This window comes from Nocardioides aurantiacus, assembly GCF_003752505.1.
Classification (GTDB): Bacteria; Actinomycetota; Actinomycetes; order Propionibacteriales; family Nocardioidaceae; genus Marmoricola; species Marmoricola aurantiacus.
In genome coordinates this window covers 1611752-1634002 of the sequence record NZ_RKHO01000001.1, presented here as the reverse complement: position 1 = coordinate 1634002, position 22251 = coordinate 1611752, and the positions used below count along the sequence as shown (strand labels likewise).

Here is a 22251-nt window from a genome sequence, read left to right as displayed (position 1 = left end):
CGCCGGCTACAGCGGCGAGGCGGTGTCGTCGTCCCACTCCTCGTGGGCGAAGCGGCCGCGACGTCGGTCGATGAGGCGGGCGATCACCTCCGAGACGAGCAGCAGCAGCAGCATCGGGATGGCGAGCATCAGCATCGAGAAGGGGTCGGTGGACGGTGTCGCGACGGCGGCGAAGACGAAGGTGCCGACGATGATCCACGGCCGGTGGCGCCCCAGCGCCCGACCGGAGACCACGCCGGCCAGGTTGAGCAGCACCACGAACAGCGGGATCTCGAAGGCGATGCCGAAGACCAGCAGCATCCGGGTGATGAAGCTGTAGAAGTCGCCGAAGTCGGTCAGCTGGGTCAGCCCGTCGGGCGTGAACCCGATCAGCGTGGCGATGCCCTTGGGCAGCACGTAGTAGCCCATGGCCACGCCCGCGATGAACAGCGGTCCCGCGACCACGGCGAACAGCCGGGTCCAGCGCTTCTCCTGCGAGTGCAGGCCGGGGACGATGAAGGCCCAGATCTCGTAGAGCCACAGCGGCGAGGTGGCCACCACGCCCGCCACGGCGCAGATCTTCAGCTGCAGCAGCAGCGGGGTGCCGACGCCGCTGATCACGGCCTGCGTCTGCGTCTCCTGGCCCAGCAGCTCGCGGGCCTGGTTGTAGGGGTCGAGGATCAGCTGGAAGAGCGTGTCGTAGAAGAACAGCGCGACGACCGTGCCGAGGACGAGGTAGAGGGCGACCCGCATGATCCGCGCGCGCAGCTCGCGGAAGTGGTCGGCGAGGGCCATCCGGCCGCCCTCCCCGACGGGGTTGCGGGGCTTGCCGCTGAAGAGGCCGAGGACCCCGGTGACGACGGACAACGCAGCGGCTGCGTCAGCGGGGGGACCCGGGGGTGCCCGGGTCGTCGGTGCGCCGCACCGGGTGCTGGGCGTCGAAGTCCGCGTCGCGCCGCGCGTCGGCCTCGGCGGCGCGGGCGTCGATCTCGCGCTGGGCGTCGGTCTTGTCGTCGTCGTCCATCAGGCCCTTGGTCTCGGCCTTGAAGATCCGCAGCGCACGACCGCTGCCGCGCGCGAGCTCCGGCAGCTTGGAGGCGCCGAAGAGCAGGACGATGATCCCGACGATGATGATCAGCTCGGTCGGGCCGAGCCCGGCGATCATGGGGGTCACCACAGCAGCACTCATGAACCTCACTGTACGCCGCGAAGGTGAACGCGAGCCGTCAACCCGACGTACGGCGGCTGTGCAGGTCAGGAGGGCGTCGACCCCTGGCGGAGGCGCTCAGGCGTCGTAGAGCGACAGCGCCGAGGCCGCCGTACGACGGACCTCCTCGCGCAACCCGGCGGGCTCCACGACCCGGGCGGCCGGTCCGAGCCGCAGCGCCAGGCGCACCAGCCAGCGCGGGTCGTTGACCCGCAGCCGGACGGCCAGCCGTCCCTCCCCCAGCTCCTCGACGGAGTCGACCGGGTAGTAGTCGGCCACCCAGCGGGCGTGCCGCTCGAGGTGCAGCACCGCCTCCAGGTCGCCGGGACCGGGCTCGAACAGGCTGCCCGAGAGGTCGCGCGGGGGCAACCGGCGGTGCCCGCGCGGCTGGTCCACCACCTCGACCGACTCGACCCGGTCGAGGCGGAACAGCCGGCGGTCGTCGACCGTGCGGCACCACGCGTCGAGGTAGTCGTGACCGTCGCGGGTCAGCAGGGCGATGGGGTCGACGAGCCGGTCGGTGGTCTCGTCGCGGGTCGGCACGTAGTAGCCCAGCCGGGCCTGCCGGTCGCCGGCGATCGCCTCCTCCAGCAGCCTGGCGTGCGTGGCGGAGCGGCCGTCGTCCGCGAGGTGCACCGCCACGGCCGGCGGGGTGGCCCCCACCGTGGTGGCTTCCTCGAGCTTGGCCAGCACCCGGTCGACGGCGTCGTGGGAGGCGGCGGGGCTGCCCTCGCGCAGCGCCCGCAGCGCCACGATCAGCGCGGCCGCCTCGGAGCTGCCCAGCCGGACCGGGCGGGAGAGGAAGTCGGCGTTGTCGATGCGGACCACCCCCTCGGGGTCGTCCTCGATCGCCTCCATGTCGACGTCGATCATCTTGTCGGGGGTGAGCCCCGGCAGGCCGCACATCCACAGCACCCGCAGGTCGCGCCGGATCTGCTCGGCGGTGACCCCGAAGTCGGAGGCCACCTCGGCCAGCGAGACGTCGTCGCGGCGCTGCAGGTAGGGCACCAGCGCCAGCAGCCGGGAGACCTGGTCACGGGCGCTGCTCACGAGGCCAGCCCCTGCAGCCGCTCACGGACCAGGTGGCGCAGCTCGGCGGGCTCCTCGACGACGACCGCGTCGGCGTACCCGAGGAGCTCGCCGGCCACGTCGTCGGTGGACCCGAAGGGCACCTCGAGCTGGTCCCAGCCGAGCGACCCGTCGGGGCCGGTCACCCCGGTGGCGGTGACCTCGGCCCGGCGGCGCAGGCCGACGGCGGCGCCCGCCCGGGCCAGGACACGCGCGCGGTGCTCGGGCTGGGGGCGCACCAGGGCGCCGGACAGGGCGCGCAGGTCGACCCCGTCGGGGACGGTGTAGCTGCCGGGGTCGCCCTCGGCGACCACCTCGGAGGAGATCCGGCTGAGCCGGAACATCCGCGGCTCCCCCCGGTCGACGTCCTGGCCCACGACGTACCAGCGCCCCTGGGCGGTCACGACGCCCCACGGCTGCAGGTGGCGTGTCCGGACCTCCTGCTCCCCGGCGCGGCGGTGGTCGAAGCGCACCGGCACGCGCTCGGAGGTGGCCCGCCACATCGCCTCGAAGGCCGGCTCCTCGGCGGCCAGGGTGGGCTGCACCTGCTCGAGCTGCTCGCGGTCGAAGCGCAGCCCCGCGGCCTGGAGCTTGACCAGGGCGTCGGAGGTCGCGGCCGCGAGGCCGGCGTGGCGCCAGACCCGGGCCGCCAGGCCCAGCACCGCGACCTCGTCGGCGGTGAAGTCGACGGCGGGCAGCTCGAAGGCGTCGCGCTTGATGCGGTAGCCCTGCTCGTCCTCGAAGAACTTGTCGACGTAGCCGGTCTCGAGCGGGATCCCCAGCGCGCGGAGCTCGTCCTTGTCGCGCTCGAACATCCGGTCGAAGGCCTCGTTGCTGCTGGTCCGGTAGGGCTCCATGAGCGCCCGGATCTGCTCCTTGGTGGTGTAGTTGCGCGCCACCAGCAGCAGGATCACCAGGTTGAGCAGCCGCTCGGCCTTCTCCGCCACCATGGTCGTCGCGTCAGCCCACGCCGAGCACGTCGATGACGAAGACCAGCGTCGAGCGGGCGGGGATGTCCTCGCCCTGCGCGGTGTTGCCGTACGCCGTGTCGGGCGGGCAGACCAGCATCACGCGGGCGCCCTCCTTCTGGCCCACCAGGCCCTCGTCCCAGCACGTGATGACCGCGCCGAGACCGATCGAGAACGTCGTCGGGTCCTTGTCGTAGGACTGGTCGAAGGGCTTCTCGCCCTTCCAGACCGCGCCGAGGTAGTTCACGGTGACCCGGTCGGGGTCCTCGACCGCGTCGCCGGTGCCCGCGCGGAGCGGCACGACCTGCACCTCGGTGGGCTTCTTGGCCTTCGCGGGCACCTCGAAGCCGGTGGGCACGCCGTCGCGCTCGACCAGCGTCGGGCTGCCGGCGGGCGGCTCGACCTCGTCGCCCGTGGGGCCGTCGAGCACGTCGGTGGGGTCGGTGGCGAGCACGTCGGCCACCATCACGACCGGGTCGCCGCCCTTGATGCCGATCTGCGGCGAGCCCCCGGCGCCGTAGGCGTCCTCGGGCGTGGAGGCGACCACCACGCGGCTGCCGGCGCGAGCGCCGACCAGCGCCTCGGCCAGCGAGGGCAGGAACTGCTCGGTGAGGCTGACCTGGAGCGGCGTCTGGCCCTTGTCGAAGGTGCTGATGGCCTTCTTGCCGGTGCGGCCGTCGAGCAGCGTCAGCTGGAGCACGGCGGTGGAGGCCTGGCCGATGGGGTCGCCGTCCCCCTTCTCGGTGGTCCAGCTGGCGCTCTCACCGACCTCCAAGGGAGCGGTGAAGTCGACCTCGGGTGCCTTCCCGAAGTCGCCGGAGACGTCGACCTGCGACCGCAGGTCGGTCGACTCCTCCTCCTCCTTCTGCTCCGAGCTCCCGCAGGCGCTCACGGTCAGGGTCAGGGCGCACAGCAGCGCTGCGGCTCGTCGTGCAGGGGTCACATTCCCTCGATCAGTCGTTCGACGCGCTCGTCGTGGGCCCGGAAGGGGTCCTTGCAGAGCACCGTGCGCTGGGCCTGGTCGTTCAGCTTGAGGTGCACCCAGTCGACGGTGAAGTCACGGCGTCGTTCCTGGGCCTTCTTGATGAAGCTCCCGCGCAGCCGGGCGCGGGTGGTCTGGGGCGGCACCGACTTGGCGCGGAAGATCGCGAGGTCGTCGGTCACGCGCTTGACCGCACCCCGCTTCTCCAGCAGGTAGTAGAGGCCGCGGTCGCGGTGGATGTCGTGGTAGGCGAGGTCGAGCTGGGCCACCCGCGGGTGGCCGAGCGGCAGCCCGTGGGCCGCGCGGTAGCGCTCGATCAGCTTCCACTTGATGACCCAGTCGATCTCGCGGTCGACCAGCGACAGGTCACCGGAGTCGACGGCCTTGAGGCCGCGCTCCCACAGGTCGAGGACCTGCTCGATGACCGGGGTGCGCAGCTCGCGGCGGTCGACGAAGTCGCGGACCCGGGCGAGGTACTCCCCCTGGATGTCCAGGACGCTGGCCTCGCGGCCGTTGGCCAGCCGGACCTTGCGCCGGCCGGTCATGTCGTGGGAGATCTCGCGGATCGCGCGGATGGGGTTCTCCATGGTGAGGTCGCGCATCACCACGCCCTCCTCGATCATCCTCAGCACCAGGTCGCAGGAGGCCACCTTGAGCAGCGTCGTGGTCTCGCTCATGTTGGAGTCGCCCACGATCACGTGGAGCCGCCGGAACCGCTCGGCGTCGGCGTGGGGCTCGTCACGGGTGTTGATGATCGGGCGCGAGCGGGTGGTGGCGCTGGAGACGCCCTCCCAGATGTGCTCGGCCCGCTGGCTCACGGAGTACGACGCGCCCCGCGGCGTCTGGGTCACCTTGCCGGCGCCGACCAGGATCTGCCGCGTCACCAGGAACGGGATCAGCACGTCGGCCAGGCGGCTGAACTCACCGTGCCGGCTGACCAGGTAGTTCTCGTGGCAGCCGTAGGAGTTGCCGGCGGAGTCGGTGTTGTTCTTGAACAGGTAGACGTCGCCCGAGATGCCCTCGTCGCGCAACCGCTGCTCGGCGTCGACCAGCAGGCCCTCGAGGACCCGCTCACCGGCCTTGTCGTGGGTCACCAGGTCGACGATGTCGTCGCACTCGGGCGTGGCGTACTCCGGGTGGCTGCCGACGTCGAGGTAGAGCCGGGCCCCGTTGGCCAGGAAGACGTTGCTCGACCGGCCCCAGCTGACCACCTTGCGGAACAGGTAACGGGCGACCTCGTCGGGCGAGAGGCGACGCTGCCCCTTGAACGTGCACGTGACGCCGTACTCGTTCTCGATCCCGAAGATTCGCCGGTCCACGTGCCCACCCTAGAGGGGAGGTGGGGAGTTGGCGTCAGGGCGCGACGGGCGGTTCCTCGCCGGGCGAGACCGACGGGTCGGTGCGGGCGGGCGCGGCGGGTGCGGTGGGCTCGGGACCGCTCGGCGACTCGCCCGGCGTGGCCCCCGGCGCGTCCCCCGGCATGTCCCCCGGCCCCTGCCCCAGCACGTCGCGCAGCACCGCGGGCAGCAGCCGCTTGAACTTCCGCTCCTGGGTGCGGGTGCGGTCGAGGACCGCGACCTCGAGGTCCTCGGGCGGGATGGTGCGGTCGGCGCTGTCGTTGTGGCCCAGCGCCGCCACGGCGAGGCGCAGCGCCTCGTCGCGCGACAGCCCGAGGCGGTAGCGCTCGCGCAGGTAGGAGGTGACCGAGTCGGCCGCCCCGCCCATCACGGCGTGGTCCTTCTCCTCCACGACCTGGCCGTCGAAGGTGAGCCGGAAGACCTGGTCGTCGGCGGCCCCGTCGCCGACCTCGGCCACGAAGATCTCGATCTCGTAGGGCTTCTCGCCGCCCGAGGAGAAGATCGTGCCCAGGGTCTGGGCGTAGGCGTTGGCCAGGCCCCGGCCGGTGACGTCGCGCCGGTCGTAGGAGTAGCCGCGCATGTCGGCCAGCCGGACCCCGGCGATGCGGAGGTTCTCGAACTCGTTGTAGCGGCCGACCGCGGCGAAGGCGATGCGGTCGTAGAGCTCGCTCACCTTGTGCAGTGCCGCCGAGGGGTTCTCGGAGACGAACAGCAGCCCGTCGGTGTAGCGCACCACCGCGACCGAGCGGCCGCGCGCGATGCCCTTGCGCGCGAAGTCCGCCCGGTCCTTCATCAGCTGCTCGGGCGAGACGTAGAACGGCATGCTCATGCGGGGGCTCTCCTAGGTCAGGGGGGCGGACGGGCCGTCGGGGCGCTGCATCCGGCTGGCCACGACCGCGTCGGCCACGGCCGCCACCTCGTCCTGGCCGAGCCGGGTGTGGCCCTCGGCGGTGATGACGCTGACGATCGGGAAGATCCTGCGGAACAGGTCGGGCCCCCCGGTCGCGGAGTCGTCGTCGGCGGCGTCGTACAGCGCCTGGACGACCGCGGTGACGGTGCCGCCCTGGTCGAGGTCGTCGCGGTAGAGCTTCTTCAGCGCCCCGCGGGCGAAGACCGAGCCGGAGCCGACCGAGTGGAACGCGGTCTCCTCGTAGCGGCCGCCGGTGACGTCGTAGGAGAAGATCCGCCCGATCTCCTGGCTCAGGTCGTAGCCGGCGAAGAGCGGGACGACGGCCAGGCCCTGCATCGCCATGCCGAGGTTGTTGCGGATCAGCGCCGAGAGCCGGTTGGCCTTGCCGTCCATCGAGAGCGTGGTGCCCTCGATCTTCTCGTAGTGCTCGAGCTCGGTCTGGAACAGCCGCACCATCTCGACCGCGAGGCCCGCGGTGCCGGCGATCCCGACCGCGGAGTACTCGTCGGCCGGGAAGACCTTCTCGATGTCGCGCTGGGCGATGACGTTGCCCATGGTCGCGCGACGGTCGCCGGCGATGACGACGCCACCGGGGAAGGTCGCCGCGACGATCGTGGTGCCGTGCGGCGCGAGCGCGGCGGCGTCGCCGGGGGGCAGCACCCGCCGCGAGGGCAGCAGGTCCGGGGAGACCGAGGCCAGGAAGTCGCTGAAGGAGGAGGTGCCGGGCGTGAGGAACGCGTCGGGCAGTCGGGCGTCAGTCATCGAGCCTCACTGACCGCCCTTCTGGATGAAGGACTTCACGAAGTCCTCGGCGTTGGTCTCCAGCACGTCGTCGATGTCCTCGAGGATCGCGTCGATGTCGTCGTCGAGCTTGTCCTTGCGCTCGGTGGCGCTCTCGGCGGGGGCCGGCGCGTCGACCGGCTCCTCCTCCTCGTGGGACCTGCGGGGCTGCTTGTGCTCCTGCGCCATGACGACCTCCTGGTCGGTGTCCGGTGCCTGTCGTGCGGGCCTGACGTGCGGGTGGGTCGACCCTATCCACCTCACCTCGCGGTGAGGGCCTCGAACAGGCCGAGCGCCGTGTCGTGCTCGTCGAGCAGCGCCCCGACGTGGGCCTTGCTCCCCCGCAGCGGGTCGAGCGTGGGCACGCGCTGGAGCGACTCGTGGCCCGCGAGGTCGAAGATGACCGAGTCCCACGAGGCGGCGGCGATCTCGTCGGGGTACTGCGCCAGGCAGCGGCCCCGGAAGTAGGCGCGGGTGTCCAGCGGCGGCTCGTGCATCGCCCGCTCGACCTGCGCGTCGTCGGTCAGGCGCTTCATCCGGCCCAGCCGCACCAGCCGGTGGTAGAGCCCCTTCTCGGGGCGCAGGTCGGCGTACTGCAGGTCGATCAGGTGCAGCTTGGCGTGCGACCAGGCCAGGCCGTCGCGGTCGCGGTAGGACTGCAGCAGCTTGAGCTTGGCCACCCAGTCCAGCTCGTCGGCGAGCTCGAAGGGGTCGCGCTCCAAGCTGGTGAGCACCCGCTCCCAGCAGGCGAGCAGGTCCTTGGTGGGCTGGTCGGGCTGGCCGCCGCGGCGCTCCTGGACGTAGCGGTGGGCGAGGTGGAGGTACTCCCACTGCAGCTGCACCGCGGTCATCCGGCGCCCGTCGCCCACCTCGAGCAGGTGGGTCAGCCCGGGGTCGTGGGAGACGGCCTTCAGCGAGGCCACCGGCCGGCTGACCCGCAGGTCGGGGGTGACGAACCGGTCCTCGATCATGGAGAGCACCATCGCGGTGGTGCCGAGCTTGAGGTAGGTCGAGGTCTCGGCCAGGTTGGCGTCGCCGAGGATGACGTGGAGCCGGCGGTACTTCTCGGGGTCCGCGTGGGGCTCGTCGCGGGTGTTGATGATGGGCCGCTTCAGCGTGGTCTCCAGACCCACCTCGACCTCGAAGAAGTCGGCACGCTGGCTCAGCTGGAAGCCCTCGCCGCGGCCGTCCTGTCCGGTGCCGACGCGTCCGGCGCCGCACAGCACCTGCCGGCTGACGAAGAACGGGGTGAGGTGGCGCACGATGTCGCCGAAGGGCGTGCTGCGGCGGACGAGGTAGTTCTCGTGGGCGCCGTAGCTGGCGCCCTTGCCGTCGGTGTTGTTCTTGTAGAGCAGCAGGTCGCCCTCGCCACCGTTGGAGGCGAACCGAGCGGCGTCCAGCGCCACCAGCTCCCCCGCCTTGTCCCACAGCACGCCGTCCATCGGGTTGGTGCACTCGGGCGAGGAGTACTCCGGGTGGGCGTGGTCGACGTAGAGCCGGGCGCCGTTGGTCAGGATGATGTTGGCCAGGCCGAGGTCCTCGTCGGTGAGCTGGCTGGGATCGGCCACCTCGCGCGACATGTCGAAGCCACGCGCGTCGCGCAGCGGCGACTCCTCCTCGAAGTCCCAGCGCGCCCGCCGGGCCGTGAGCGTCGCCCCGGCGTAGGCGTTGACCAGCCGGGTGCTGGCCACCATGGGGTTGGCCTGGGGATGTCCCTGGACCGAGATCCCGAACTCGGTCTCGGTCCCCATGACCCGGCGCACGCTCACGTCGTCGAGCCTACGGGCAGGGCGGGACCCCGCCGCGGCCCCCCGGGCGGGTGAGCTGGTGCAGTGCGGCGTCCCGGCGGCTCAGAGGTACTGGCCGGTGTTGTTGACCGTGTCGATGGACCGGCCGGGCTCGGTGCCCTGCTTGCCGGTGATGAGCGTGCGGATGAACACGATCCGCTCGCCCTTCTTGCCCGAGATCCGTGCCCAGTCGTCGGGGTTGGTGGTGTTGGGCAGGTCCTCGTTCTCCTTGAACTCGTCGACGCAGGCCTGCAGCAGGTGCTGCACGCGCAGGCCGCGCTGGTCGAGGTCGAGGAGGTCCTTGATGGCCATCTTCTTGGCGCGGTCGACGATGTTCTGGATCATCGCGCCGGAGTTGAAGTCCTTGAAGTAGAGGACCTCCTTGTCGCCGTTGGCGTAGGTCACCTCGAGGAAGCGGTTCTCCTCGGTCTCGGTGTACATCCGCTCGACCGTCGCCCGGATCATGCCGGCCACGCAGGCGTCGCGGTCGCCGGAGAACTCGGCGAGGTCGTCGGCGTGCAGCGGCAGCCGCGCGGTGAGGTACTTGGAGAAGATGTCACGGGCCGACTCGGCGTCGGGGCGCTCGATCTTGATCTTCACGTCGAGGCGCCCAGGCCGCAGGATCGCGGGGTCGATCATGTCCTCGCGGTTGGAGGCGCCGATGACCAGGACGTTCTCGAGCAGCTCGACGCCGTCGATCTCGCTGAGCAGCTGCGGGACGATGGTGTTCTCCACGTCGGAGGAGACACCCGAGCCACGGGTGCGGAACAGCGAGTCCATCTCGTCGAAGAACACGATCACCGGCGTGCCCTCGGAGGCCTTCTCGCGCGCCCGCTGGAAGACCAGCCGGATGTGGCGCTCGGTCTCGCCGACGTACTTGTTGAGCAGCTCGGGGCCCTTGATGTTGAGGAAGTAGGACTTGCCCTCCTGCCCCGTCTTGGCCGCGACCTTCTTGGCCAGGCTGTTGGCGACCGCCTTGGCGATCAGCGTCTTGCCGCAGCCGGGGGGGCCGTAGAGCAGCACGCCCTTGGGCGGCTTGAGCTCGTGCTCCACGAACAGGTCGGGGTGCAGGTAGGGCAGCTCCACCGCGTCGCGGATGGTCTCGATCTGCCCGAACAGGCCGCCGATGTCGGAGTAGTCGATGTCGGGCACCTCCTCGAGGACGAGCTCCTCCACCTCGGACTTGGGCACCTTCTCGTAGACGTAGCCGGACCTGCCGTCGAGCAGCAGCGAGTCACCGGCGCGCAGCGTGGTCTCGCGCAGCGGCTGCGCCAGCCGCACGACACGCTCCTCGTCGGCGTTGGCGATCACCAGGACGCGCTCGCCGTCGGCGAGCAGCTCCTTGAACATCACGACCTCGCCGACCTGCTCGAACTCGAGCGCGGCGACGACGTTGAGGGCCTCGTTGAGCATGACCTCCTGGCCACGGGTGAGCTCGTCGAGCTCGACCCCGGGGCTGACGGTGACGCGCAGCTTGCGACCACCGGTGAACACGTCGACGGAGTCGTCGTCGTTGCGCTGCAGGAAGGTGCCGAACCCGGTCGGCGGCTGGGCGAGCCGGTCGACCTCCTCCTTGAGGGTGAGGATCTGGTCGCGTGCCTCGCGCAACGTCTGGGCGAGCCGCTCGTTCTGCGAGGTCACCGCGGCCAGCGAGCGCTGGGTGTCGAGGAGCCGCTGGTCGAGGGCGCGGCTGCTGCCGGGGGCGTCGTGCAGGCGGCGCCGGAGGTCCACCACCTCGGCCTCGAGGAACGCGACCTGGTTGCGCAGCTGGGCTGCGCTGGGGCTGCCATCGATCGGCTCGGGCACCGCGACCACCTCCGTGAGGGTCCTGGATCTCGACCCTACTGTGCCGCCGCGCGCCGACAAGGGGTACGACGCGCCTGCCCCGGACGGATACCGAGTCGTGACTCAGGAGCCGGGGATCGACTCCGGGTCGGGCCCGACGAGGGTGGGGTCGAGGCCCGAGGGTCGGGGACCGTCGTAGTCGACGCCGTAGGCACCGGGAGCCGGGCGCCGCTTCTTCTGCGGGGCGCTCTCGCCGCGGGCCATCCGGCGGGCGGTGACCAGGAAGCCGGTGTGGCCGTTCATCTTGTGGCCGGGGCGCACCGCCAGCCCCTCGACGTGCCAGTCGCGGACCAGGGTCTCCCAGGGCTGCGGCTCGGTGAACTCGCCGTGCGCGCGGAGCGTCTCCACGACCCGGCCGAGCTGGGTGGTGGTCGCGACGTACGCCACGACGATGCCGCCGGGCACCAGCGCCTCGGCGACCGCGTCGACGCACTCCCACGGCGCGAGCATGTCGAGGACGATGCGGTCGACGGTGCCGGGGGCCTCGAGCCGGCCGAGCTCCTCGACGAGGTCGCCCACCGTGAGCTGCCACGCGGGGTGGTCGACGCCCTCGGGGGCGCCGAAGAACTGGCGGACGTTGCGCTGGGCGACGGCCGCGAACTCCTCGCGCCGCTCGAAGGAGCTCAGCCGCCCGGTCGGCCCGACCGCACGCAGCAGCGAGCAGGTCAGGGCGCCCGACCCGGCCCCCGCCTCGACGACGTGGGCACCGGGGAAGATGTCGGCCATGGCCACGATCTGGGCCGCGTCCTTGGGGTAGACCACGGCCGCGCCGCGGGGCATCGAGACCACGAACTCGCTGAGCAGCGGGCGGAAGACGAGGTACTGGCCGCCGTTGGTCGAGGTCAGGGTGAAGCCCTCGTCGCGGCCGATCATGTCGTCGTGGAGCAGGCCGCCCTTGTTGGTGTGGAAGGTCTTGCCGGCCTCGAGGCAGATGTTGTGGCGGCGGCCCTTGCCGTCGACGAGCCGCACCCACTCGCCGGGGGCGAGAGGGCCACGACGGACGCCGGACCAGTCGTGGTCGGGGGCCGCGGTGGGGGCCGGGATGGGATCGGTCGGGGTCTGCTGGGTCACGTGCGGGCGCTCTCCTCGAAGGCACGGTCGACGTCGGCGGTGGCCAGGACGCCGTAGACATCTCCCCCGGTCTCGACGAGGACGTACTCCTCGGCGGGGGTGCGGGACATGGCGCGGACGAGGTCCTCGCCGACCAGCTCGACGGGCAGCACGAGACCGGCCTCGAGGGTCCGCGACACCGAGGTGACGGGCACCCAGGGGCGGCGCTCCTCGGGGGTCGCGCCGAGCGCCTTCTCGCTGACCACGGCGGACAGCCGGTGGTCGCGGTCGTGGACCACGATGCCGCCGGCGCCCGCCTCCTGGGCGCGGCGCACGGCCTCGGCGACGGTGACGTCGTCGGGCACGGCGACCATGCGGCGGGCCAGCGGGCGGGCCTGCAGGGCGGGGAGGCGGCGGCGCACCCGTGCGCTGACCAGCGACGCGGTCGACCCCGACCACAGGAAGGTCGCGATGATGAAGGCCATGACGTAGTCGAGGACGTCGGTCCGGATGCCGAGCAGCTCGCGTGCCAGCGCCGGCCACAGCAGCACCAGCAAGGCAGCCACCCGGCCGCCCCAGGCAGCGGCGACGGTGCCGCGGTGCATGTTGCCCGAGACCTTCCAGACCAGCGCGCGGAGCACGCGACCGCCGTCGAGCGGCAGTCCGGGGACGAGGTTGAGCACCCCGACGACGAGGTTGGCGCCGGCGAGGCCCTCGACAGCCAGCCGCAGCAGCCCCTCGGGCGTGAACGGGGCGGCCACGAGCGCCACCAGCCCGACCGCGATCGAGGTCAGCGGGCCGACCACGGCGATCGTGAACTCCTGCACGGGCGTGCGCGACTCGGAGTCAATCTCGGTGGCACCGCCCAGGAAGTGCAGCGTGATCGAGCGGACGCCCAGGCCGAACCGCTGGGCCACCACGGCGTGCGAGATCTCGTGGAGCAGCACCGAGAGGTAGAGCAGCACCGCGAAGGCCAGGCCGGCGACGTACTTCAGCGCCCCCAGGCCGGGCTGGACCTGCTCGACCCGGGGGGCCAGGAGCAGCGAGATCAGGAGCGCGACGATCAGCCACGACGACCGGACGAGCACGTCGACACCGGCGACCCGCCCGACCCGCAGCGTGCCGGGAGGGTGGGACGAGGGGGCGCTCACGCCCCAACGCTAGCGTGCCGCCCCGATGTCGGACCCGCCGCCTACGGTGGCCACCGTGGACACCACGCGGATCGGGACCCCCGTCGACGGCGAGCTCGTCGTGGGGTCGCTCTCGCCCAGCCGCGCCGCCGACTTCCGCACCTGTCCGCTGCTCTACCGCTTCCGCACCGTGGACCGGCTGCCCGAGGCGCCCTCACCGGAGGCGGTCCGCGGCACCGTGGTGCACAAGGTGCTCGAGGACCTGTTCGACCTCCCCGCGCAGCAGCGCACCCCCGAGGCCGCCCTGGCGCTGGTCGACCCGGCGTGGTCGGCGGTGCTCGAGGGCGAGCCCGAGCTGGCCACGCTGTTCCCCGACGAGGCCGAGGTGCCGGCGCAGGCCTGGCGCGAGCAGTGCCGTGCCGCGGTGCGGGCCTACTTCGAGCTGGAGGACCCCCGTCGGCTCGAGCCGGCCGAGCGCGAGCTCTACGTCGAGGCGCTGCTGGGCTCGCGGCTGCTGCTGCGTGGCTTCGTCGACCGGCTCGACGTCGCGCCCGACGGCGCGCTCCGGGTCGTCGACTACAAGACCGGCCGGGCCCCCGCCCCCGGCTTCGAGGCCCGGGCGCTGTTCCAGCTGCGCTTCTACGCCCTGGTGCTGTGGCGCAGCCGCGGCGTGGTGCCGCGGGAGCTGCGGCTGGTCTACCTCGCTGCCGCCGAGACGGTGACCTACGCCCCCGACGAGGCCGACCTGCTGTTCACCGAGCGGTTGGTGCAGGCGGTGTGGGAGGCCGTGCGCGAGGCCCGCGAGAGCGGGGACTGGCAGCCGCAGCGCAGCCGCGCCTGCTCGTGGTGCTCCTTCCGGGAGCTCTGCCCCGCGTGGGGCGGCACCCCTCCCCCGTTGCCGGTCGCCTCAGCGGACGACGTGGCCGTCGAGCAGGGCGCCGAGGTCTACCGGGGTCAGCCCGGCCAGGGTGTCGCGCCGCACCCGGCGGGGTCCGTCGGGGACGTCCACGTGGTGGGGCACGACCAGGACCCGGCACCCGGCAGCCTCGGCGGAGGCGGCGCCCGTGGGTGAGTCCTCGATGGCGACGGTGCGCTCCGGGGCCACGCCCAGCAGCTCGGCCCCCCGGAGGTAGGGCTCGGGGTGGGGCTTGCCGCGGTTGACCTCGTCACCGAGGACGAGCGCGGCGAACGACCCGGCCGGGAGGGCGCCGACGACCGGCTCCGCGAACCGGCGGTAGGACATCGTCACCAGCGCGCAGGGAACGCCTGCCGTCCCGAGGTCGGCGAGGAGCTCGCGTGCCCCCGGGCGCCACGGCACCTCCTGCTGGACCAGCTCGACGACACCGTCGAGCAGCTCCTCCACGATCTGGGCCGGCGTCCGGTCGATGCCCATGTGCTCGCGCATGTAGGTCGCGGAGTCCACGAGGTCGCCCCCGACGACGGCGAGGGCGTCCTCGGTGGACCAGCGGCCGCCGTACTTCGCCGCCAGGGCGTGCTCGCACCGCATCCAGTAGGGCTCGGTGTCGACCAGGGTGCCGTCCATGTCCCACAGCACGGCCGCCGGCAAGGAGGGCGGGGCCACGGCGCTAGTCCTCGGGGTCGTAGCCGAGGTTGGCCGAGAGCCACTTCTCGGCCTCCACGAGCGACCAGCCCTTGCGCTCGGCGTACGACGCGACCTGGTCACGTCCGAGCCGACCGACCACGAAGTACTGGCTCTGCGGGTGCGAGAAGTACCACCCGCTCACCGCGGCGCCCGGCCACATGGCCATCGACTCGGTCAGCGTGATCCCGGTCGTCTTCTCGACGTCGAGCAGCTCCCACAGCGTCTGCTTCTCGGTGTGCTCGGGGCAGGCGGGGTAGCCGGGGGCGGGGCGGACGCCGGCGTACTGCTCCTTGAGCAGGGCGTCGTTGTCGAGCTGCTCGTCGGGCGCGTAGCCCCACAGCTCGGTGCGGACCCGCTCGTGCATCCGCTCGGCGAACGCCTCGGCCAACCGGTCGGCCAGCGACTCGAGGAGGATCGCGTTGTAGTCGTCGTGCTCCTCCTTGAACGCCGCGACCCGGTCCTGGCTGCCCAGGCCGGCCGTGACGGCGAAGGCGCCGACGTGGTCGGCCAGCCCGCTCCCCAGCGGGGCGACGTAGTCGGCGAGGGACCGGTTGGGCACGCCCTCGCGGTGCTCGCCCTGCTGGCGCAGGTGGTGCAGTACGGTCAGCACCTCGGAGCGGGCGTCGTCGGCGTAGACCACGACGTCGTCGCCGTCGGAGGCCGCCGGGAAGAAGCCGACCACCCCGTTGGCAGTCACCCACCTCTCCGCGATCATCCGGTCGAGCATCTCCTGGGCGTCGTCGTAGAGCTTGCGCGCGACCTCGCCGGTGGCGGGGTTGTTGAGGATGTCGGGGAAGCGACCCTTCATCTCCCAGGCGTTGAAGAACGGCTGCCAGTCGATGTAGTCCCGCAGCTCGGCGAGGTCGTAGTCCTCGAAGACCCGCGTGCGCGGCGCCCCGTCGGCGGTCATGGCGGGGGCGGGCGGGACGTAGCCGTCCCACTCCACCGGCGTACGACGCTCGCGGGCGGTGTCGATCGAGACCAGCTTGCGGTCCTGCTTGTTGGCGTGGCGCTCGCGCAGCGAGGCGTAGTCGGCCTCGGTGTCGGCGAGCAGCTTGCCCCGCCGGTCCTCCGAGAGCAGTGCCGCGGCGACGGGCACCGAGCGGGAGGCGTCCTTGACCCACAGCACGGGGCCCTCGTAGCGCGGGGTCACCTTGACCGCGGTGTGGGCGCGCGAGGTGGTGGCGCCGCCGATGAGCAGCGGGATGGTGAAGCCCTGGCGCTGCATCTCGGTGGCGAAGGTGACCATCTCGTCCAGCGAGGGCGTGATGAGTCCGGACAGCCCGATCAGGTCGGCGTCGACCTCGCGGGCCTTGTCGAGGATCTTCTGCGCCGGCACCATCACGCCGAGGTCGATCACCTCGTAGTTGTTGCACTGCAGCACCACGCCCACGATGTTCTTGCCGATGTCGTGGACGTCGCCCTTCACCGTCGCCATGACGATGGTGCCCTTCTTGGTCTCCGCGTCGCCCGGCTGCTTCTCGGCCTCGATGAACGGGATCAGGTAGGCCACGGCCTTCTTCATCACGCGCGCGGACTTCACCACCTGGGGCAGGAACATCTTGCCCGCGCCGAAGAGGTCGCCGACGACGTTCATGCCGTCCATCAGCGGACCCTCGATGACCTCGATCGGGCGGCCGCCCCGGGCCGAGATCTCCGCCCGCAGCTCCTCGGTGTCCTCGGTGACGTGGGCGTCGATGCCCTTGACCAGGGCGTGGGTGATCCGCTCCCCCACCGGCAGCGAGCGCCACTCCAGCACCGCGGCCTCCGCCTGCTCGCCGCTGCCGCGGTGGGCCTCGGCGACCTCGAGCAGCCGCTCGGCGGCGTCGGGCCGACGGTTGAGCACGACGTCCTCGATGCGCGTGCGCAGCTCGGCGTCGACCTGGTCGTAGACCACCAGGGCGCCCGCGTTGACGATGCCCATGTCGAGACCGGCGCGGATCGCGTGGAAGAGGAACACCGCGTGGATGGCCTCGCGGACCGGGTTGTTGCCGCGGAAGGAGAACGACACGTTGGAGATGCCGCCCGAGACCTTGGCCCCGGGGAGGTTCTCCTTGATCCAGCGGGTGGCCTCGATGAAGTCGATGCCGTACGCCGCGTGCTCCTCGATGCCGGTCGCGAGGGCGAAGACGTTCGGGTCGAAGATGACGTCCTCGGCCGGGAAGCCCTCCTCCTCGACCAGGATCTTGTAGGCACGGGCACAGATCCGCTTGCGGCTCTGGAGGTCGGCGGCCTGGCCGTCCTCGTCGAAGGCCATCACGACGACGGCGGCGCCGTACTTGCGGCACAGCCGGGCGTGCTCGCGGAACGGCTCCTCCCCCTCCTTCATGGAGATGGAGTTCACGATCGCCTTGCCCTGCACGCAGCGCAGGCCGGTCTCGATGACCTCCCACTTGGAGGAGTCGACCATCACCGGCACCCGGCTGATGTCGGGCTCGCTGGCGACCAGCTTGAGGAAGCGGTCCATCGCCGCGACCCCGTCGATCATGCCCTCGTCCATGTTGACGTCGATGACCTGTGCGCCGTTCTCGACCTGCTGGACGGCGACGGCCAGGGCGGCGTCGTAGTCGTTGTCCTTGATCAGGTTGCGGAACTTCGCCGACCCGGTGATGTTGGTGCGCTCGCCGACGTTGACGAACAGCGAGTCCGCGTCGACGGTGAACGGCTCCAGGCCGGAGAGGCGCATCGCCGGCTTGACCGGCTCCCAGGTCCGCGGGGTCCTGCCCTCGACGGCGCCCGCGATCGCGGCGATGTGGTCGGGGGTGGTGCCGCAGCAGCCGCCCACCAGGTTGACAAGGCCGGCCTCGGCGAACTCCTCGATGATCGCGGCGGTCTCGGCGGCGGCCTCGTCGTACTCCCCGAAGGCGTTGGGCAGGCCGGCGTTGGGGTAGGCGTGCACGAAGGTGTCGGCCACGCGGGACAGCTCGGCCAGGAACGGCCGCATCTCGCGCGCACCCAGCGCGCAGTTGAGGCCGACCAGGATCGGGCGGGCGTGGCGGACCGAGTTCCAGAACGCCTCGGTGGTCTGGCCCGACAGGGTGCGGCCCGAGGCGTCGGTGATGGTCCCCGAGACGATGACCGGCCAGCGACGGCCGAGCTCCTCGAAGACGGTCTCGACGGCGAAGATCGCGGCCTTGGCGTTGAGGGTGTCGAAGATCGTCTCGATCACCAGCACGTCGCTGCCGCCGTCGAGCAGGCCGTGCGTCGCCTCGACGTACGCCGCGACCAGCTGCTCGAAGGTCACGTTGCGGGCGCCGGGGTCGTTGACGTCGGGGCTGATCGAGGCGGTCCGGCTGGTGGGACCGAGCGCGCCGGCGACGTAGCGCGGTCGCTCGGGGGTGCGTGCGGTGACCGCGTCGCAGGCCTCGCGGGCGAGCCGGGCGGACTCGAAGCACAGCTCGTAGGCCAGCTCGGACATGTCGTAGTCGGAGAGCGAGATCGCGTTGGCGTTGAAGGTGTTGGTCTCGATGAGGTCCGCGCCGGACTCGAGGTACTCCTCGTGGATCGCGCGGACGATCTCGGGCGCGGTGATGCTGAGCAGGTCGTTGTTGCCCTGGACGTCGAGGTGCCAGTCGGCGAAGCGCTCGCCGCGGTAGCCCGCCTCGTCGGGGCGGTCGCGCTGGATGGCGGTGCCCATGGCGCCGTCGATGACCAGGATCCGCTCACGCATCGCGGTCGTCAGCGCGTCGGTGCAGTCCGGGCGGTGGTGCGTCGTGGGTGTCACCTGACAAGAGTACGGAGGGACGCGACCCGGCGTGGCGCAGCGTCGCATCCTGACACCGCAGGCCCCCCACTAGGGTTGGGCGATGATCGAGATCGAGTCCGTCCCGCCTCTGGTGGACCCCGTGCTGATCGCCGCCTTCGAGGGCTGGAACGACGCCGCGGGCGCGGCCACGGGCGTCGTCGACCACCTCATCGAGGTCTGGGACGCGCAGGTGGTCTCGGTCATCGATCCCGAGGAGTTCTACGACTTCCAGGTCAACCGTCCCCTGATCGCCACCAACGACGAGGGGATGCGCCACATCACCTGGCCCTCCACCCAGCTCTACGTCGCCCGGCCGCCGGGCTCGGCCCGCGACGTGGTGCTGCTGCGCGGCATCGAGCCCAACATGCGGTGGCGGCAGTTCTGCGCCGAGCTGCTCGCGGCCGCCGACGACCTCGGTGTCGGCCTGGTCGCCACGCTCGGCGCGCTGCTGGCCGAGACGCCCCACACCCGCCCGATCCAGGTCAGCGGCACGGCCACGGAGCTGGACCTCGAGGACCGGCTGAAGCTCGAGCCGGCGACGTACGAGGGGCCGACCGGGATCGTCGGCGTCTTCCAGGACGCCTGCCAGCGCCTGGACATCGCGGCCGTGTCGTTCTGGGCCGCGGTGCCGCACTACCTCCCGCAGCCGCCCTGCCCCAAGGCCACGCTCGCCCTGCTCAGCCAGGTCGAGGACCTGCTGGAGACCGGCATCCCGCTCGGCGACCTGCCCGAGGACGCCCGCGCCTGGGAGCGCGGCGTCGCCGAGCTCGCGGAGGAGGACGAGGACGTCGCGGAGTACGTCCGCAACCTCGAGGAGAGCCAGGACGCCGCCGACCTCCCCGAGGCGAGCGGCGAGGCCATCGCCCGGGAGTTCGAGCGCTACCTCAAGCGGCGCGACAAGCCCGAGTAGCCGACCGGGCAGTTCTGCGCGCTCGCACACCGCCGAGCGGGCAGTTCTGCGCGGTCTCACACCGCCGAGCGGGCAGTGGTGCTGGCCGGTCCCCGGCGTACGTCGGCAGAAGTGCCCGGTCGGCGTCTCCTGCGTGAGCAGAAGTGCCCGGTCGGCGGGTCCTGCGTGAGCAGAAGTGCCCGGTCGGCGGGTCCTGGGTGAGCAGAAGTGCCCGGTCGGCGGCTAGAGGCGTACGCCGAGGGCCGCGTCGACCAGGGACCTGACCGCCTCGCCGGCGCCCGGCTCGGACTCCTCGCCGGCCAGCGTGGCCTCGGCCCAGGAGTCGACGACCGCGAGGGCGGCGGGGGCGTCGAGGTCGTCGGCCAGGCGGGCCAGGACGTCCTCGACGACCGGGCCGGTCGGGGCGCCCGCCGACTGGGAGGCCGCGGAGCGCCAGGCGTCGAGCCGGGCCTGGGCCGTGTCGACGTCGGCGGCGTCCCACATCCAGTCGCTGCGGTAGTGGTGGCCGAGCAGCAGCAGCCGGACCACCATCGGGTCCAGCCCCGACTCGCGCAGCCTCGAGACCAGCACCAGGTTGCCCTGGGACTTCGACATCTTCGCGCCGTCCAGGCCGACCATGCCGGCGTGGACGTAGGCGTGCGCGAAGGCGGTGCCGCCGTCGGCGACCTGGGCCTCCGAGGCGCTCATCTCGTGGTGGGGGAAGACGAGGTCGCTGCCACCGCCCTGCACGTCGATCGGACCGTGGGTGGCGGTGTCGAGGTGGTGACGGGCGATGGCCGAGCACTCCACGTGCCAGCCGGGTCGGCCGCGGCCCAGGGCGCTGTCCCACGCGGGCTCGCCGGCGCGCTCGGCCTGCCACAGCAGGCAGTCGAGGGGGTCCTGCTTGCCCGGGCGCCCGGGGTCGCCGCCGCGCTCGGCGAAGACCTCCAGCATCTGCTCGCGCGACCAGCCCGACACGGTGCCGAAGCGCGGGTCGTCGGTGACGCGGAAGTAGAGGTCCTCCCCCGGCCCGTCGACGTCGACCTCGTAGGTCGCCCCGAGACCCTGCAGCCGCTCCACCATCTCGAGCACGAGCGGGATCGCCTCCACCGCACCGACGTAGGCGTCGGGCGGCAGCACCCGCAGCGCCTCCATGTCGGTGCGGAACAGCTCGGTCTCGCGCTCGGCGAGCGCCGTCCAGTCCTCGCCGGTCGCGGTGGCCCGCTCGAGCAGCGGGTCGTCCACGTCGGTGACGTTCTGCACGTAGCGCACGTCGTGGCCCGCCGAGCGCCAGGCGCGCTGGAGCAGGTCGAAGGCGACGTAGGTCGCGGCGTGGCCGAGGTGCGTCGCGTCGTACGGCGTGATGCCGCAGACGTAGAGCCGCGCCGTCCCCGACTCCGGGACGCTCGGGCGCAGCCCGCCGGTCGCACTGTCGTGCACCGCGACCTCCGGGCCACGGGCCCCCGCCGGCAGCTGTCCCGGTCCGGGTGAGGTCCACGCACGCATGGACCGAAGGGTATGTGGTCGGCTCAGAACGGCGGCCAGGGGATGGAGGGCCACCCTCCGGCCGGCACCGGGAAGCTCCCGGCGCGCAGCAGCCGCTCGCAGCGGCGGGCGGCCGCGTCGACCTCGTGGACGGCGAGCAGCTCCTCGAGCCGTTCCCGGAGCTCGCCGTGGAGGCCGAGCAGGACGTCCTCGACGCCGTCGCGCTCCTCGTCGGTCAACGCCTGGCCGGCCCAGCCCCACAGCACGGTGCGGAGCTTGTCCTCGTGGTGGAAGCAGACGCCGTGGTCGACGCCGTGGCGGTGCCCGTCGGCCATGGCCAGGACGTGGCCGCCCTTGCGGTCGGTGTTGTTGGTGACGACGTCGAAGACCGCCATCCGGCGCAGCGGCGCGGTGTCCTCGTGGATCAGCATCACCGGCTCGTCCTGGGGGCCGGAGGCGTCCAGGACGTGCAGCCAGCCGCGCGGCACGATGCCCTCGGGGACCACGTCGACGGTGTCGGGCACGTCGTCGGGACCGGCCACGGGCTCGCGCCACAGCTGCACCATGCCGCGGCCGACGGGTCCCTCACGCAGCACGGTGGGCGGCACGACGTCCCAGCCGAGGTGGTCCGAGACCACCCAGGCGGCGTACTCCCGCTCGGCCAGGGTGCCGTGCGGGAAGTCCCACAGCGGCCGCTCGCCGGACACGGGCTTGTAGACGCACCGCGGACCGTCCTCTCCGAGCGTGGCCAGGAAGGTCTGGTTGGAGGCCGGCATGATCCGGCCCTGCACGTGCAGCTCGGCCTCGAGCAGCGCCTCGTCGGCGACGGGTCCGGGCGCGGGTTCCATGGCGGGGTCCATGCGGGTGCGGTCAGGCGCTGCGGCGGTAGCCGTTGGCCCGCGGGCACAGGTGCCCCTCGGGGTCGAGCGGGCCACCGCACAGCGGGCACGGGGCCCGACCGGCGGCGACGACCGACTCGGCGCGGGCGGCGAACGCCCGGGCCATGGCGGCCGTCATCCGCACCAGCAGCAGCTCGTCGGGCTCGGGCTCCTCGATGGGCAGGTCGATCAGCTCCTGCTCGGCCGCCTCGACCGGCACCTCGATCTCGACCTCGGCCACCGGGAAGACCTCGACGACCACCCGCTCGTCGTCGGCGTCCCACGACAGCGTGATGGTGCCGGCGCGGAACTCCTCCTCGATGGGCTGCTCGAGCGGGTCGTTGTCGATCATCGACACCGGGGTCACGGCGGGCACCGTGTCGCGGGGCTCGGCGGTCGCGATCAGCTCGTCGAGCAGCTCGGCGATGCGCTCGCCGAGGATCTGCACCTGCTGCTTCTCCAGCGACACCGAGGTCAGCTGGGCGCCCGACCGGGCCTGCAGGAAGAACGTGCGCGACCCGGGCTCACCGACCGTCCCCGGCACGAAGCGGTCGGGCGGGTCGAAGCTGTGGACGACGGGCATGGCT

The 22251-nt window shown here is 72.1% G+C and carries 19 protein-coding genes and 1 pseudogene; 2 read left to right on the top strand and 18 right to left on the bottom strand.

Annotation, left to right across the window (positions count from 1 at the left end; all coding sequences use genetic code 11):
* Positions 1–6 precede the first annotated feature (6 nt).
* From tatC to EDD33_RS07740, 13 genes are all read right to left on the bottom strand, one after another.
* Entirely contained in the window at positions 7–846 is an 840-nt protein-coding gene (gene tatC, locus EDD33_RS07800) for a twin-arginine translocase subunit TatC (RefSeq protein WP_246003425.1), read from the bottom strand.
* Positions 847–859: 13 nt separating this feature from the next.
* Positions 860–1168 carry a twin-arginine translocase TatA/TatE family subunit gene (locus EDD33_RS07795; protein WP_246003424.1) on the bottom strand — a complete coding sequence of 103 codons (309 nt, stop codon included), beginning with the start codon at positions 1166–1168 and terminating at the stop codon, positions 860–862.
* 96 nt (positions 1169–1264) lie between these two features.
* Positions 1265–2236 (bottom strand): helix-turn-helix transcriptional regulator, encoded by a 972-nt coding sequence (locus tag EDD33_RS07790; RefSeq protein ID WP_123389860.1) that lies wholly within the window; start codon positions 2234–2236, stop codon positions 1265–1267.
* Positions 2233–3204 (bottom strand): helix-turn-helix transcriptional regulator, encoded by a 972-nt coding sequence (locus EDD33_RS07785; RefSeq protein WP_123389858.1) that lies wholly within the window; start codon positions 3202–3204, stop codon positions 2233–2235. Before EDD33_RS07785 ends, EDD33_RS07790 begins: the two co-directional genes overlap by 4 nt.
* 10 nt (positions 3205–3214) lie before the next feature.
* Complete coding sequence (locus tag EDD33_RS07780) at positions 3215–4165, bottom strand: FKBP-type peptidyl-prolyl cis-trans isomerase (protein ID WP_123389857.1); 951 nt, start codon at positions 4163–4165, stop codon at positions 3215–3217.
* The gene (gene pafA / locus EDD33_RS07775) at positions 4162–5523 is read right to left on the bottom strand and encodes a Pup--protein ligase (RefSeq protein WP_123389855.1); all 1362 of its coding nucleotides are present in this window, start codon (positions 5521–5523) and stop codon (positions 4162–4164) included. The genes EDD33_RS07780 and pafA overlap by 4 nt, the downstream gene beginning before the upstream one ends.
* 34 nt (positions 5524–5557) lie before the next feature.
* A complete protein-coding gene (prcA, locus tag EDD33_RS07770) occupies positions 5558–6391 on the bottom strand; it encodes a proteasome subunit alpha (protein WP_123389853.1) in 834 nt (277 codons plus the stop codon).
* A 12-nt stretch (positions 6392–6403) separates the two neighbouring features.
* On the bottom strand, positions 6404–7234 hold the full coding sequence (gene prcB, locus EDD33_RS07765; protein WP_123389852.1) for a proteasome subunit beta: 831 nt from the start codon (positions 7232–7234) through the stop codon (positions 6404–6406).
* A gap of 6 nt (positions 7235–7240) precedes the next feature.
* Complete coding sequence (locus EDD33_RS07760) at positions 7241–7441, bottom strand: ubiquitin-like protein Pup (protein ID WP_056539985.1); 201 nt, start codon at positions 7439–7441, stop codon at positions 7241–7243.
* A gap of 71 nt (positions 7442–7512) precedes the next feature.
* Positions 7513–9021: a depupylase/deamidase Dop gene (gene dop / locus EDD33_RS07755; protein WP_342773603.1), complete on the bottom strand. Its 1509-nt coding sequence runs from the start codon at positions 9019–9021 to the stop codon at positions 7513–7515.
* 81 nt (positions 9022–9102) lie between these two features.
* Positions 9103–10845 carry a proteasome ATPase gene (arc, locus tag EDD33_RS07750; RefSeq protein ID WP_123393175.1) on the bottom strand — a complete coding sequence of 581 codons (1743 nt, stop codon included), beginning with the start codon at positions 10843–10845 and terminating at the stop codon, positions 9103–9105.
* A gap of 102 nt (positions 10846–10947) precedes the next feature.
* Entirely contained in the window at positions 10948–11928 is a 981-nt protein-coding gene (locus tag EDD33_RS07745; RefSeq protein WP_123393174.1) for a tRNA (adenine-N1)-methyltransferase, read from the bottom strand.
* Between the two features lie 23 nt (positions 11929–11951).
* A complete protein-coding gene (locus tag EDD33_RS07740) occupies positions 11952–13085 on the bottom strand; it encodes a site-2 protease family protein (protein ID WP_123389850.1) in 1134 nt (377 codons plus the stop codon).
* A gap of 55 nt (positions 13086–13140) precedes the next feature.
* Here EDD33_RS07740 and EDD33_RS07735 point away from each other — a divergent pair, with 55 nt between their 5' ends.
* A complete protein-coding gene (locus EDD33_RS07735; protein WP_425463844.1) occupies positions 13141–14136 on the top strand; it encodes a RecB family exonuclease in 996 nt (331 codons plus the stop codon).
* A 3-nt stretch (positions 14137–14139) separates the two neighbouring features.
* On the opposite strand, the pseudogene EDD33_RS07730 reads toward EDD33_RS07735, so the two are convergent.
* Positions 14140–14607: pseudogene (locus tag EDD33_RS07730) on the bottom strand (HAD family hydrolase); the annotation flags it as partial.
* Between the two features lie 43 nt (positions 14608–14650).
* Complete coding sequence (metH, locus tag EDD33_RS07725) at positions 14651–18337, bottom strand: methionine synthase (RefSeq protein WP_246003652.1); 3687 nt, start codon at positions 18335–18337, stop codon at positions 14651–14653.
* Between the two features lie 136 nt (positions 18338–18473).
* On the opposite strand from metH, the gene EDD33_RS07720 reads away from it, so the two are divergent.
* On the top strand, positions 18474–19322 hold the full coding sequence (locus tag EDD33_RS07720) for a PAC2 family protein (protein ID WP_123389846.1): 849 nt from the start codon (positions 18474–18476) through the stop codon (positions 19320–19322).
* Positions 19323–19544: 222 nt separating this feature from the next.
* Here the strand turns inward: EDD33_RS07720 and mshC are convergent, their stop codons facing one another.
* Genes mshC through EDD33_RS07705 form a run of 3 tightly spaced genes read right to left on the bottom strand, consistent with a single transcriptional unit; the run spans position 19545 to position 22247 of the window.
* Positions 19545–20807: a cysteine--1-D-myo-inosityl 2-amino-2-deoxy-alpha-D-glucopyranoside ligase gene (mshC, locus tag EDD33_RS07715; RefSeq protein WP_123389845.1), complete on the bottom strand. Its 1263-nt coding sequence runs from the start codon at positions 20805–20807 to the stop codon at positions 19545–19547.
* 23 nt (positions 20808–20830) lie between these two features.
* On the bottom strand, positions 20831–21634 hold the full coding sequence (locus EDD33_RS07710) for an SCO1664 family protein (protein WP_123389843.1): 804 nt from the start codon (positions 21632–21634) through the stop codon (positions 20831–20833).
* Positions 21635–21656: 22 nt separating this feature from the next.
* Complete coding sequence (locus EDD33_RS07705; protein WP_123389841.1) at positions 21657–22247, bottom strand: DUF3090 family protein; 591 nt, start codon at positions 22245–22247, stop codon at positions 21657–21659.
* Positions 22248–22251 lie beyond the last annotated feature (4 nt).